Source organism: Pantoea sp. B550 (assembly GCF_024158165.1).
Taxonomy (GTDB): Bacteria; Pseudomonadota; Gammaproteobacteria; order Enterobacterales; family Enterobacteriaceae; genus Pantoea; species Pantoea alfalfae.
The window spans coordinates 372,374-385,255 of record NZ_JAMYXI010000003.1; the positions used below are offsets into that span (position 1 = coordinate 372,374).

Annotated in this window: 11 protein-coding genes, 1 tRNA gene and 1 pseudogene; 6 read left to right on the forward strand and 7 right to left on the reverse strand. The window is 54.5% G+C overall.

Features of this window, described 5'->3' with window-relative positions; all coding sequences use genetic code 11:
- Positions 1–59: 59 nt before the first annotated feature.
- The gene (locus NIM72_RS04900; protein WP_253419064.1) at positions 60–764 is read right to left on the reverse strand and encodes a phosphohydrolase; all 705 of its coding nucleotides are present in this window, start codon (positions 762–764) and stop codon (positions 60–62) included.
- 611 nt (positions 765–1,375) lie between these two features.
- On the opposite strand from NIM72_RS04900, the gene NIM72_RS04905 reads away from it, so the two are divergent.
- From NIM72_RS04905 to NIM72_RS04915, 3 genes are all read left to right on the forward strand, one after another.
- Positions 1,376–2,053, forward strand: coding sequence for a hypothetical protein (locus NIM72_RS04905; protein WP_161736198.1), 678 nt, complete (start codon positions 1,376–1,378; stop codon positions 2,051–2,053).
- Between the two features lie 172 nt (positions 2,054–2,225).
- Positions 2,226–3,002 (forward strand): DgsA anti-repressor MtfA, encoded by a 777-nt coding sequence (gene mtfA, locus NIM72_RS04910; protein ID WP_202605051.1) that lies wholly within the window; start codon positions 2,226–2,228, stop codon positions 3,000–3,002.
- Positions 3,003–3,105: 103 nt separating this feature from the next.
- Positions 3,106–3,181 (forward strand) — tRNA-Asn (locus NIM72_RS04915).
- A 195-nt stretch (positions 3,182–3,376) separates the two neighbouring features.
- On the opposite strand, the pseudogene NIM72_RS21545 reads toward NIM72_RS04915, so the two are convergent.
- Positions 3,377–3,637 (reverse strand): annotated as a pseudogene (locus tag NIM72_RS21545) (LysM peptidoglycan-binding domain-containing protein); the annotation flags it as partial.
- Between the two features lie 152 nt (positions 3,638–3,789).
- Here NIM72_RS21545 and NIM72_RS04925 point away from each other — a divergent pair.
- Both NIM72_RS04925 and NIM72_RS04930 read left to right on the forward strand, forming a co-directional pair.
- Positions 3,790–4,050 carry a GlsB/YeaQ/YmgE family stress response membrane protein gene (locus NIM72_RS04925; RefSeq protein WP_041456944.1) on the forward strand — a complete coding sequence of 87 codons (261 nt, stop codon included), beginning with the start codon at positions 3,790–3,792 and terminating at the stop codon, positions 4,048–4,050.
- A gap of 25 nt (positions 4,051–4,075) precedes the next feature.
- Positions 4,076–4,456: a YidB family protein gene (locus NIM72_RS04930; RefSeq protein WP_253419067.1), complete on the forward strand. Its 381-nt coding sequence runs from the start codon at positions 4,076–4,078 to the stop codon at positions 4,454–4,456.
- Positions 4,457–4,720: 264 nt separating this feature from the next.
- Here NIM72_RS04930 and NIM72_RS04935 read toward each other — a convergent pair whose 3' ends face one another.
- From NIM72_RS04935 to NIM72_RS04950, 4 genes are all read right to left on the reverse strand, one after another.
- Complete coding sequence (locus NIM72_RS04935) at positions 4,721–4,948, reverse strand: SymE family type I addiction module toxin (protein WP_253419070.1); 228 nt, start codon at positions 4,946–4,948, stop codon at positions 4,721–4,723.
- 429 nt (positions 4,949–5,377) lie between these two features.
- On the reverse strand, positions 5,378–5,533 hold the full coding sequence (locus NIM72_RS04940) for a hypothetical protein (protein WP_253419074.1): 156 nt from the start codon (positions 5,531–5,533) through the stop codon (positions 5,378–5,380).
- Positions 5,534–5,677: 144 nt separating this feature from the next.
- Entirely contained in the window at positions 5,678–6,790 is a 1,113-nt protein-coding gene (locus tag NIM72_RS04945) for a beta-propeller fold lactonase family protein (RefSeq protein ID WP_253419077.1), read from the reverse strand.
- A 197-nt stretch (positions 6,791–6,987) separates the two neighbouring features.
- The gene (locus NIM72_RS04950) at positions 6,988–8,397 is read right to left on the reverse strand and encodes an EmmdR/YeeO family multidrug/toxin efflux MATE transporter (RefSeq protein WP_161736528.1); all 1,410 of its coding nucleotides are present in this window, start codon (positions 8,395–8,397) and stop codon (positions 6,988–6,990) included.
- A 462-nt stretch (positions 8,398–8,859) separates the two neighbouring features.
- Here NIM72_RS04950 and NIM72_RS04955 point away from each other — a divergent pair, with 462 nt between their 5' ends.
- Positions 8,860–10,314 (forward strand): AMP nucleosidase, encoded by a 1,455-nt coding sequence (locus NIM72_RS04955; protein ID WP_222925324.1) that lies wholly within the window; start codon positions 8,860–8,862, stop codon positions 10,312–10,314.
- Between the two features lie 981 nt (positions 10,315–11,295).
- Here NIM72_RS04955 and NIM72_RS04960 read toward each other — a convergent pair.
- The gene (locus tag NIM72_RS04960; RefSeq protein WP_253421993.1) at positions 11,296–12,594 is read right to left on the reverse strand and encodes an NCS2 family permease; all 1,299 of its coding nucleotides are present in this window, start codon (positions 12,592–12,594) and stop codon (positions 11,296–11,298) included.
- Positions 12,595–12,882 lie beyond the last annotated feature (288 nt).

A 12,882-nucleotide genomic window follows, 5' to 3' on the forward strand; every position in this document is an offset into this window, starting at 1 on the left:
TTTGTTATTGCTCACACGCTACCGGATGACCGTATCGATTAACATACTGTCATAAAAATTTAATATTCAGTTTTCAATGGAGTAAAATCCCGCAGCACGCCCTCATCCATCCCCACCAGATTGCCCTGAAGCTCGGCATACAGCTTCGCCATATAGCGTACCAGGTAATCGGCGTTATGCTCAGCCAGCATGCGGCCGGTTTCGGTATGCATGGTTTCCGGCAGCCGCAGCAGCTTCTTCTGGAAATGGTCCAGCGTCCACTTAACATCATTCAGCTCGCGATCTTTACCCAGCGGATCCTGACTGTCGAATAATGGACGATTCAGTGCACCGGCCGTGTAAAAGACCCGCGCCAGCCCGATTGCGCCCAGCGATTCGAGCCTGTCTGCATCCTGAACGATTCTGGCTTCGAGCGTCTCTGACGGGATACCGGCGCTGAAACTGTGGGTTTTAACTGCATGCATCACGGCATCAATCTTTTCTGCCGGGAAATCGAGAAAATCCTGCTGCAGAATGCGCTGCGTTTCCGCGGCTGCATACGTTGAGGCGAGATGCCGTTCCGGATGATTCTTTGGAAGATTCACTACATCATGAAAATAGCAGGCGGTGAGCACCACCAGCGGGTCCGCCTTCGTGCCTGTCATGATTCGCTGCGCGCTCATCCAGACGCGTCGCAGATGGGCGATATCGTGCGCGCCGTCGTCGTGGATCCAGTTCGCCTGAAACCAGCTTTCATAGCGGGATTGCCAGAGTGTGAGTGACATAATCTATCTCCCTGTAGTGATCGACAGCGGATTCTCTGTCGTGATCAGTGCGCAAACGGCAAGCCATCATAGCGACTGGCTAATGACACCTTTTTTACAGTGCTGTTGAAAAGAGCAGTGCTGCCAGCTATTTCGGGCAGAAAAATGAGATCTGGATCATCTGTATAGCATCTCTGTTACATAAATACCGCAATTTCGGCGGTTTTAAGCCTTTCCTCAGTGAATTGCTGCTAAGAAAATTAGTTTAACAGCAGTAATGTTTGATTCATTCTCAACCAGCTAAACCTGTCGGGCTTAACCTTTTTTTGTCACGCATTTAATTGTAAAAGTGTGGGCAATAGCAGGTGAAAAAATCTGAAAAGGTTCCTATTTTTACCGTTATAACGTACTGTATCCGGGCTGTTCGTCGCGTTCTGCCGATTGCGTGATAAGCTTTGGTGCGCTTTTTGCATTTTGCTGGTTTTTAACACCCAACGTGACAATTTTGAAGTGACTGTCAGGCGACAAATTATTAAGCAAAATGATTTAAAGCTTTTATGATAATTCTCAGATGTGAAGCAAATGGACGTTTACAGCAGTAACCGGGTTCTACTAATAAAAAGAGGTAATCCATGAAAGAACGGCCGATTCTTTTTTCCGAACAGCGTGTTCGTGCCCTGTTGGTTGGCCAGCAAACACAAACCCGGCGCATTATGAAAACTCAGGCTTTCGGGCCGGGGCAGGATCATCACGAGGGCGTACATGCTTTTGATGTGAGTGCTAACCATCTGCATGGCTACAAGATGATGTCGATGGCGGACATCAGCTATCAGTGCCCCTACGGCAAGCCGGGTGACATCCTCTGGGTGCGTGAAACCTGGCGTGGCCCGATGGTGCCAGAAAGCGATCTGGCCGAATATGAACGTGATCCGACGCCGTTTCGCCTGCCGGAATATTGCCAGTATCGTGCCGACAGCAATGAGCTGGGTCAGCATGCGATGAGCACCCCGGAAGCCGAAGAGTTTGGCTGGCAGACCGCCATCCACATGCCGCGCTGGGCCAGTCGTATAAACCTCGAAATCACCGGCGTGCGCGCGGAGAAGATTCAGGATATCAGTGAAGATGACATTATGGCGGAGGGCGTACAGACCGACTCGCATTTCCTTAATAACTTCTTCACCATGAACGTTAATTCTGAGTCGCCTAAAGAGGCGTATCGTAAAGCCTGGGAAAAGCAGTATGGCGCAACCAGCTGGGAAGTGAATCCCTGGGTCTGGGTCATTGAATTTCAGCGCGTTGAACGCAGGTAATCCCTTAACCCTGCGCTTTGCGGGTTGAATCACAGACAACGGCTGCGCTAACGGGTTGAATAGACAGCCTTCAGTCCTGAAGTGCGACAGAAGATGCCAGCATTCGATGCTGGCATTTTTATGTCTGCCGCGTCAGGATAACGACATAGCCCGGTTCTGTGCAGGAGTTGCGATGTTTAAATGGCCCTGGAAAACGCATAACGACACCATGCTGGCGGCCCTGCCGTGGCAACAGGGGCTGTCACAGCCTGTCTTCAGCCCGCTGGATGAGGCTGAACAGCAGGCGCTGGTGGAGCTGGCAAGGCGCTTTCTGCAACAGAAAAAACTGGTGCCTCTCGGGGGTGCTCAACTGGATGAACTGCGCAGCGTGCGGATCGCCCTGCTTTTCTCTCTGCCAGTGCTGAAGCTGGGTCTGGAGTGGCTGGACGGTTTTCATGAGGTGCTGATCTATCCCGAGCCGTTTGAGGTTGACGATCAGTGGCAGGATGAAGATGGGCTGGTTCACAGCGCACCTGCCGTTCATGCCGGACAGAGCTGGACCCAGGGACCGGTCGTCCTCAACTGGCTCGATATTCAGGATTCATTCGATCTCTCCGGCTTTAATCTGGTGATCCATGAGGTGGCACACAAACTGGATGCGCGCGGCAGCGGTTATACCAGCGGTGTTCCGGTCATGCCGCTGCGTGACGTAGCCCAGTGGGAAAAGGATTTGCGAGCCGCGATGGCAGAGATTGAGAGTGAAGTGGAACTGGCAGGCGAACAGGCTGCGACCATTGATCCCTACGCCGCCAGCGATCCGGCAGAGTGTTTCGCTGTACTCTCTGAATATTTCTTTACGGCTCCGCTTCTGCTGGCAGAACGTTTTCCCGCCATGTATCAGCATCTGCGCCAGTTTTACCAGCAGGATCCCCTGAGCCGGATGACATCTGAAACGGCTCAAACTGCTTAAATCCCGATCGCATTGCGTTAAAGCTAGCCAGTTGAATGATAATGTCTTTTTTGCTGTTGACACCTCAGTGCGACGCCGCTAATATTCGCCTCGTTCAAACGATTCCTCTGTAGTTCAGTCGGTAGAACGGCGGACTGTTAATCCGTATGTCACTGGTTCGAGTCCAGTCAGAGGAGCCAGAATTAGAAAAGCCCGCTCAGGGAAACCTGAGCGGGCTTTTTGCTTTTCAGTACTCCCGATTTTCTCGTTCTTTCTGATTAGCATCCGGATCCGCCTGCTGTTACCTGCATATTCCTGGTGAATCCGGCGGTTATAAATGCAAGAAACCAGCCGGGCAATCCCTGCTCTGGCTGGCTCGTACTCCCGGCGAATTATTACTCAGGAATAGTCAATACCTGACCCGGCGCAATTTTATCCGGGTTGCTGAGGATATTTTTATTCGCCTCAAAGATTTTCATATATTTTGATGCGTCATTATAAAGTTGCTTAGCGATTGCGCTGAGCGTGTCCCCGGATTTCACCGTATATGTGCGAACACCTGATATTGAGGCATCAGTCTTATTCTCAACATTTTTATCAACGCTATGTAACAACTCATCGCCAATATTTTTAATATTATCCAGAATGCTCATAATTACTCCCCTATCGTTTCCGATACGTTTAGTTTAATTAAAAAAACAGGATTGCCAGACAAATACTACGCGGCGTACGATACACCTGCTTTTATTTTTCGGATTAAACCACTGCTAAACGTGCAGTAATTTATATAAAAAGAAGGATGGTAATGATGGGTATATTGTCATGGGTTGTATTTGGTCTGCTCGCCGGTATTATCGCCAGATGTATTATGCCAGGTAAAGAACATATGGGCATTTTCATGACCATGATTCTGGGTATTATCGGCGCACTGATTGGCGGTGTCGCCAGTACGGCTCTGGGCTTTGGCAAGGTCAGTGGTTTCAATATTTACAGCATTGCGATTGCAACCCTGGGTTCAATTATTGTGCTGTTTGTCATTCATAAAATCAGAGCATGTAAACAGTCTTAAGCGATCACTATTCAGGGGAAATAAAATGAGTTTACTGGAAACGGTGCTGGCGATGTGCGGCCTGAATACTCAGACCAGTCAGGAAGTGAAAGGTGTACTGGAGTGGGTGGAACAGCAAGGCGGTTTACACACCATCGTAAGCCATCTTCAGAGCGGTGAGTACAGTGAGGTGGTTAACTCCTGGCTGGGCGATCAGCAGAACGTTGCCCTGAGCAGCGAGCTGGTGCAGAAGATGATTAACTCCGAAGCGATTGAGCAACTGGCTGCACGGATGGGCATCAACACCAGCGATGCACTGAACCTGCTGGCAAAATATCTGCCGCAGCTGGTGGATAAAGCGTCAACGGCGGGGGTCGTGGATAAAAAAGCCGATCTTACCGGTCTGGTGAGTCAGTTAATGCACTAAGCTTGATGCCATTGAAAGATAAAAGCCTGCTGCGAAAGTATGAGGCTTTTATCTTTTGGGTTAGTCAGGATGAATTAAGTCAATTGCTGTCAAGCTCTTTTCAACGTTAATAGAAACTATTCAGATGACCCTATAGCAAATATCAAGATTCAACTTTAGGGTCACCTGCATTTAGCTTGCCAGGTGGATCCACCTGGCAGGTGTTATCACACTCACTGACTGAAGCAACTCACATTATGTGAGCCATTTATCTGCATTAGAAAATTACATTTGAGCACTTTCCGGAATCAACAAAAGACAGCCCTGCTCAATTTTCACCGTAATAAGGGCTCCGGTTTCAAATCCAGCTTCACGAAGCCATTTCCCGCTCAGATGTATTGCAGGTGTGGTGCAATCGCCGCGTTTGGGCTGATAGCCGATGGTATACCGACGTTGTGTTTTAGTTGGCGCGCTTTCAGATGGCAAATGGTGTGGATCGAGGTTCGTGCTCATGGGGAAGCCTCCAGTATGCATTTTAAACCGCCACCTGAGGTTCCAATCTCATGGGTGGCAGACTGAACGAGGTTGGAACTACCGGGCACACTGAACCGGCGCACCCTAAGGTGCCCTCGCCCAGCCCACCATTGAGGTGTAGCCAGACGCACGACAATAAAATGTTGCCGCGAGTGTGCATTAACCGGAGTTCCAATTCCGTCGCCTGATTTGGCAGGCGCAGAAAAAGAATACGGCGATTAATGCGGGACGACAAGAAGCAGTGCTGGAACACAACTCGCAGATATTAAACGAAGTTATCTGCCAGAGAAACCAGCTCATCTCTTTATCCCTGCGCTTTCTGAGCAACGAAATGACCGTTCACTTCCCCCTGAACGCAAAAAGGCCCGCAAAGAAGCGGGCCTTTAACCAGACAAAGCACAACAACCGTTATTTTTCATGATAACGATGCACTGCCGGATAGTATTCCAGTCCATAGAGCTGGCTTAGCGGCAGTAGCAGTTCAGCGTTAATGTCATGGCTATGGGCATCCGCCGCAGGGCCGCTCAGCAGCTGTTCAAACCAGGCTATCAGTTTCTGTTTCATCTCGGGTTCTCCGCATCAGTTTATGCCCTGAGTAAACCCGCTTACGCGCCCGATCAGAACCAAAAATTTCTGCGCTGCTTATGCCGAAAATGGCATAACGCGCCTTGCCTGGCCCATCATCAGCTGCCGCGAGACACCGGCCGGTTACTGCGTTATCAGCGTCACCCAGTTTGCCCCTTTGCCAGCTGGTGCTTCCGCCACCCGTTTAAGTTCGCCGCTGGCCGGAGCGATGGCGTAGCTGCCAATCACGGCGCTCTTCTCTCCGCTGACGATCAGCCATTTGCCCTGCGCATCAATCGCGATACTGCGCGGCTGTTTTTCCACCGGCCAGCTGCCGATGAGTGTTAACTCACCCGACGATTTATCTACCCGATAGCCGCTGACGGTACTGGAGGTGCGCTCGGTCACATAGATAAATTGTCCATCCGGCGTGATTCTGATGTCCGCCGCCCAGATGCGCGGCGTCGGATCGCTGTAACCCGCCGGGCGCTGCTCGCCATGCTGCAGGTTATATTTCTTCGCCACCGCATTGGGCCAGGTTTTTAATGGCGTCAGCGTGCCATCGGCTGCACGCCGGAACTGCGTAATGGTGCCGCTCATCTCCGCGAGGTTGTAGAGGAAGCGATTATCCGGCGATATCACCGAATGCCGCGCACCGCTGTTCTTCTCGCCCTGAACAAAACCGGTGCCCAGCGGCGTGATCGCCCCGTCACTGGCAAAAGCATATTGCAGCACCCGATCCGCGCCAAGGTTGCCAACGTAGAGCGAATGATTGCTGACGTCGGTGATCACCGAATGGGCATGCGGCCCGGTTTTCACTTCGCCCGTAACCTGGGTCGTCACAATGCCTTTATCATCAATCCGGTTGCTGGTGACGATATCGCTGTCATAGGAGGCGGCCAGCAGGTAGCGCCCGCGCTTATCGGTAGTGATCCAGGGAAAGCTGGCTTTAACCGGCGTCAACGCCAGTTTCTGCAGATCACCGTGTGGACGGGTGACGCGCCAGCTGATGATTGCGTAAGGCGGCGAGCGCAGCGCGCCATAGAGATGTTTACCATCCGGGCTGACCGCCAGCGGCATAATCTTTTTCCCGGCGGGCGTATCGCCCCGCCATTGCAGGCTGCCATTCGCCTCGCTGAGCTGATAGCGGGAAACCGTGCCGGATTCGGCATTCGACACATAAACAAAGGTTGTCGCCCACAGCGGGGGGCTACACAGCAGCGGCAGAAGTGCCAGCGCCGTTTTCAGACGGATCATAGGGTCACCTTGATAAGAAATGTCTGCGTCAATGCGCAGCAGGAATTACGCTAACCCTGTCTGATGAGACTGGCTTTGTGCAACTGACTGAAATTATACCTGAAAGTCTGGAGATGTGACGAAGATGTTATTTTTAAAGGCGGGGGCCTGAGAGGTGATGCCTTCCCCCGGTGCCAGGAGAAGGCATATGCTTGTTGCTACCCGGTTTTCGCGATCATTTTATAGTAACGGTTAAGCCACTTGCCGCTGTTAAGTCGCCACCAGAAGAAGATGCCACGCACCGTCCAGTCGAGGAACATCCCCAGCCAGACGCCGGTGACGCCCATCCCCAGCTGAATACCCAGCAGATAACCGACCACCACGCGCGCACACCACATGCTGAACATCGACACATACATAGTGTAGCGCGCATCACGTGCGCCCTTAAGTCCGGCAGGTAGCACCCATGACGCAGCCCATAGCGGCATAAACAGCGCATTCAGCCAGAGCAGATGTTTCGTTACGTTGATCACTTCCGGGTCGCTGGTATAGAACCGCGCCAGCAACCCGGCCAGCGGCACCGTCAGCAGCGCTATCGCGCTCAGGCACGCCGTTGCCAGCCAGAAAACATGCCGCACCTGTCGTTCCGCCTGAAAGACCTGATTTTTGCCCAGACGGGTACCGGTAATAATGGTCGATGCTGAACCCAGCGCATTGCCCGGCAGGTTGATCAGCGACGCAACCGAGAACGCGATAAAGTTACCCGCAATCTCACTGGTGCCCATGCCTGCCACAAACACCTGCGTCAGCAATTTACCGCCGTTGAACAGCACCGACTCGATACTGGCAGGCACACCTATACCTAATACTTCCATCAGAATGCTGCTGTTCCAGCGTCGGAAATAACTCGACAGCGTGATTTTCAGCGAGGCATTAAAGCCAATCATCAGCACGTAAATCACCGCGATCGCCCCGATATAACGGGTGATGGTCAGACCGAGTCCGGCGCCGACAAACCCCAAACCGTCCCATGAGAAGCAGCCATAGATCAGCACGCTACTGATAATGATGTTAAGGATGTTCATGCCGCCGTTAATCAGCATCGGAATTTTGGTGTTACCCGCGCCACGCAGCGCACCGCTGCCGATCAGCGTGATAGCCGCTGCCGGGTAGCTCCAGGCGGAGGTCTGCAGATAGCTCAGCGCCAGCGCTTTAACTTTAGGGTCGGCGGCACCGGCTATCGCATCAACGATGAGATGGCCCCAGAACTCAATGGCGATCACCAGCACAAAGGCGAGTATCGTCATCATCGCCAGCGACTGACGCGTGGCGGCACGGGCGCGCTTGCCGTTGCGTTTTGCCAAGCTGAACGCCACCACCACCGTGGTACCGAGATCGATAGCCGCAAAGAACGAGATGATCACCATATTGAAGCTGTCAGCCAGGCCAACGCCCGCCATTGCCTCTTTGCCCAGCCAGCTGACCAGGAAGGTGCTCAGTACGCCCATCAACAGCACACAGGCGTTCTCGAAGAAGATAGGCACTGCTAATGGCGATATTTCACGCCAGTAGAGCGTGCGATAAGAGCGGCGTTTCGGGTACCACGCCGTGCGCTTAATCGCCTGCATCACTGCTACGCCGGGATTTTGCAAAGGATTACCAAATCAGAAGAGACTGACGAGATCTAATGATGATAGTGGGCAGAGAAATATGCAAAGTCTTTCCGGGACAAATTAATCATGGTTACAAACTTTTTAGTTCAGATTCGGCACATTCTGCCTCGCCGGGTCGTTCCCTGTAGCAAACCTGATTATTTCCGGGACGTTACGATCGCCTGTCAGCACGTTACTGCTGGCTGCGCTGCCGCTCTCTTGTCATATGCAGCGCAACAGACACGGCGGCATCGCCTGTTGCGATAATAAAGATTTTCTTAACGGATTCTCGTGGCGTGCGTTCCGGCTCAGTGCAGCACTGGTCAGATTACGCGCGTCGTTAGCGCAAAAAAAAGGCGATCACAGATTCTTCACCAATCTCTGCAACAAACCCGCTAAGCTTGGGGCAAATTGCGGAAAAAAATGGAAGGAGAAACCATGCCGACACTACGGAAAAACCTGACCAGCCAGCAGGCGCTGGATGAACTCGAACGCCTTTACGACGGTGCCGTTGATGCGCTCCGTGCGGCGATTAAAGTGTTTACCGAAAACGGCACGCTGCCCGATGCCGCGGAACGGGAAAAGGGACTCTTTGTTTACCCGGAGCTGCGCATCACCTGGCACGGTGAAGGTCCACAGCAGAACCGCACGCGTGCCTGGGGCCGCTTTACCCATACCGGCAGTTACAGCACCACGGTCACCCGCCCGGCGCTGCTGCGCCACTATATTTCAGAACAGCTGGCGATGCTGGAGAAGGAATATGAGCTGGAGATCGACGTGGTGCCCTCCAGCCAGGAGATCCCCTATCCTTACGTGATCGACGGTTCCGATCTGTCGCTGGATCGCACCATGAGCGCCGGTATTGCGCGCCACTTCCCGACCACCGAGCTGTCACAGATTGGCGATGAGACCACCGACGGTCTGTTTCACGTCGACGCCAAATTCCCGCTGTCGCACTTCGATGCGCTGCGCACTGACTTCTCGCTGGCCCGTCTGCGTCACTACACCGGCACCAGCGTAGAGCACTTCCAGCCGTTTGTACTGTTCACTAACTACACCCGTTATGTCGACGAGTTTGTGCGCTGGGCAATTGAGCAGGTGCGCGATCCCAATACCCCTTACGACAGCCTGGCCTGTGCGGGTGATGTCGTGCTGACGGCCGACACCGCCGACAGCGAGTCGATGCTCTCGGATCTGGCGTGGAAGAAGCATCAGATGCCTGCCTGGCATCTCACCTCACCCAATCGCCGTGGCATTACGCTGATTAATATCGGTGTCGGCCCGTCGAATGCCAAAACCATCTGCGATCATCTGGCGGTGATGCGCCCGCACGCCTGGCTGATGATTGGTCACTGCGGCGGTCTGCGCGAGAGCCAGCGGATCGGCGACTATGTGCTGGCCCACGCCTATCTGCGTGACGATCACGTACTCGACAGCGTGCTGCCGCCAGACATCCCGGTGCCAAGCATTGCCGAAGTGCAGCGCGCACTGTATGACGCCACCAAGTCGGTGAGCGGCATGCCAGGCGAAGAGGTGAAACAGCGCCTGCGTACCGGCACCGTGGTGACCACCGACGATCGCAACTGGGAGTTGCGTTACTCCGCGTCGGCCCTGCGCTTTAACCTGAGCCGTGCGGTAGCGGTCGATATGGAGAGCGCCACCATTGCCGCGCAGGGCTATCGCTTCCGGGTGCCGTACGGCACGCTGCTGTGCGTCTCCGACAAGCCGCTGCACGGCGAGATTAAGTTACCCGGTCAGGCAAACCGCTTCTATGAGGGGGCGATTTCAGAGCATCTGCAGATTGGTATCCATGCGGTTGAACTGCTACGCGCCGAAGGCGATAAGCTGCATTCGCGAAAGCTGCGGACGTTTAATGAGCCGCCTTTCCGGTAGGTGTATCGCCGCTGGCTTGGGGAGGTTTGTTCGCTGCGTGAACGGGGCTGCTGCGCTGACGCTGAGGTGTTCGCTGCGCGAACAGGCTATGAGAGGAGTTTCGTTCGCCTCGCGGGCTACATGCGCTAATAACATGGTGTTCGCTGCGCGAACAGGCTCTGAGAGGGGTTTCGTTCACCTCGCGGGCTACATGCGCTAATAACATGGTGTTCGCTGCGCGAACAGGCTCTGGGAGGGGTTTCGTTCGCCTGAGCAGTTAGGCAGTTTCAGACCCGCCTCTGCAGGCGACCGACAAGGGGGCGCCAGTCGCCGCGCCCCCTTGACCCCGGGCTCCGGCCTGCTTCACCGCCGCTTCGCGGTCCCTTCGCTTCTTCCGGATTTCTGACGGAACGGCGGGACGCGCCATCCCTGGCGCGAACCCGCCTCTTCGCGACATCCCTGTCGCTCGTCCTGAAATCCCTCATCCGCTCAGCGGTTCTGACGGCCTCCCTCTCCCCGCTTTTATCTCTTCTTTTAATGTTGAGTAACTTTATCGTTTTACATTTCCGGGATTGGCTTTGGCTTTGGCTTTGGCTTTGGCTTTGGCTTTGGCTTTACAGGTCAGCAGACAACACAGCACCACAGTTAACACAAAGAAATCACAGGCGGGGGTTGGTGAGAGGCATCCGGAGCGCTGAGGAACAACCAGAGGCCAGGATGAGCCGACAGGACGTCGGCGAAAGGACGGTTCGCGCCAGGGATGGCGCGTCCGGACGGTCCGCTGGCCGCAGGGCGTGACGAAGGCACCCCGCAAAGCGGGGCGCGCAGGCAGCCGGACGCCGGGATTGTTAAGGGGCGGGCGTCCGCCCCTTGACGCGTCCGCCTGCACAGACAACCTGAAACTCCCCATAGCCTGGCGGGCGTAACCTTCTCAGTTCCAGCCCGCTGCAAAGCGATCCCTGCCTGCCGCGAGGCGAAACTCACCCCGCCGCCAGGCACCCATCAGGCACTTAACCACCCAAGTTTAATCACAAACAAAATCGACAGAATCACCAGCGCCGCATTCACCTCTTTCGCGCGACCACTCAACAGCTTCACCAGCGTCCAGGTAATAAAACCAAACGCGATGCCATTGGCGATGGAATAGGTCAGCGGCATGGTCAGCGCGGTCACGGTAACCGGGGCAGCCGTGGTGATATCTTTCCAGTCAATATCTGCCAGACCCGATGCCATCAGCACCGCCACAAACAGCAGTGCAGGCGCAGTAGCGTAAACCGGCACGCTGGAAGCCAGCGGTGAGAAGAACAGTGCCAGCAGGAACAGGATACCCACCACGATCGCGGTCAGTCCGGTACGGCCACCGGCACTCACGCCTGCCGCCGATTCCACATAACTGGTGGTGGTCGAGGTCCCGAGCAGTGAACCAAACAGTGCAGCCGCACTGTCAGCAATCAGCGCACGGCCCATCTTCGGCACGTTGCCCTGCTCATCCGCCAGACCAGCACGTTTCGTCACGCCCAGCAGCGTGCCGGTGTTATCAAACACATCGACAAACAGGAAGGCGAAAATCACGCTAATCAGGCCGACGTTAAATGCCCCGGCAATATCCAGCTGCATAAAGGTTGGTGCAATCGATGGCGGCGCAGAAAAGACCCCGGCAAACGGCGACAGACCCATGCCCATCGAGATAAAGGTCACCAGCAGAATACCGATCAGCACCGCGCCGGTGACGCGACGCGCTTCCAGTACCACGATCACCACAAAGCCAAGCATCGCCAGCAGCGGACCCGGTTTGGTCAGATCGCCAATGCCCACCAGCGTGGCCGGATTATCGACCACGATGCCCGCCCCTTCCAGCGCAATGATCGCCAGGAACAGCCCGATACCGGCGCCAATCCCGGCGCGCAGCGGCAGCGGGATACTGGCAATAATCCACTCACGGATTTTAAACAGGGACATTGCGAAGAAAATCACTGCCGAGAGAAACACCGCGCCCAGCGCAATCTGCCACGTGTAACCCATGTGCAACACCACGGTGTAGGTAAAGAAGGCGTTCAGTCCCATGCCTGGTGCCAGCGCGATCGGGTAGTTGGCGATCAGCCCCATCAGCACGCAGCCAATCGCCGCCGCCAGACAGGTGGCGACAAATACCGCGCCTTTATCCATGCCGGTTGCGCCCAGAATGCTCGGGTTCACAAACAGAATATAGGCCATCGCCAGGAAGGTGGTGATCCCGGCGATAATCTCGGTACGAACCGTGGTGTTATGCGCTTTGAGTTTGAATAGTTTTTCTAACATCATCATCTCTCGATACAGGAGACAGCCGTCTCTCTTGCCAAAGGGGTTTGTATGCTGATTATTCTGTTTCCGGGACATGGATGCCGGCCGCTGCATACCTGCGTGCCAGAACCGCCTGAAATCCCTGCCTTACCCACTGCCCAAAGCAATTGCCATGCCATCTGCAGACGCAATCGATTACCTGGCAGAGCCGGACTTGCCTAAGAAGAGTCCGAACCAAAACGAGGCGCGATTATGGTGCAATGCACCGATCCTGCGCAATCGTTTTCCTGCGGCAAATCAGCACCCCCT

Coding starts and splice junctions, on each gene's coding strand:
- NIM72_RS04905 (WP_161736198.1), top strand. CDS start 1,376: ATGAAAGAACGGCCGATTCTTTTTTCCGAACAGCGTGTTCGTGCCCTG.
- NIM72_RS04900 (WP_253419064.1), bottom strand. CDS start 764: ATGTCACTCACACTCTGGCAATCCCGCTATGAAAGCTGGTTTCAGGCG.
- NIM72_RS04960 (WP_253421993.1), bottom strand. CDS start 12,594: ATGATGTTAGAAAAACTATTCAAACTCAAAGCGCATAACACCACGGTT.
- NIM72_RS04955 (WP_222925324.1), top strand. CDS start 8,860: ATGCCGACACTACGGAAAAACCTGACCAGCCAGCAGGCGCTGGATGAA.
- mtfA (WP_202605051.1), top strand. CDS start 2,226: ATGTTTAAATGGCCCTGGAAAACGCATAACGACACCATGCTGGCGGCC.
- NIM72_RS04940 (WP_253419074.1), bottom strand. CDS start 5,533: ATGAAACAGAAACTGATAGCCTGGTTTGAACAGCTGCTGAGCGGCCCT.
- NIM72_RS04925 (WP_041456944.1), top strand. CDS start 3,790: ATGGGTATATTGTCATGGGTTGTATTTGGTCTGCTCGCCGGTATTATC.
- NIM72_RS04950 (WP_161736528.1), bottom strand. CDS start 8,397: ATGCAGGCGATTAAGCGCACGGCGTGGTACCCGAAACGCCGCTCTTAT.
- NIM72_RS04935 (WP_253419070.1), bottom strand. CDS start 4,948: ATGAGCACGAACCTCGATCCACACCATTTGCCATCTGAAAGCGCGCCA.
- NIM72_RS04945 (WP_253419077.1), bottom strand. CDS start 6,790: ATGATCCGTCTGAAAACGGCGCTGGCACTTCTGCCGCTGCTGTGTAGC.
- NIM72_RS04930 (WP_253419067.1), top strand. CDS start 4,076: ATGAGTTTACTGGAAACGGTGCTGGCGATGTGCGGCCTGAATACTCAG.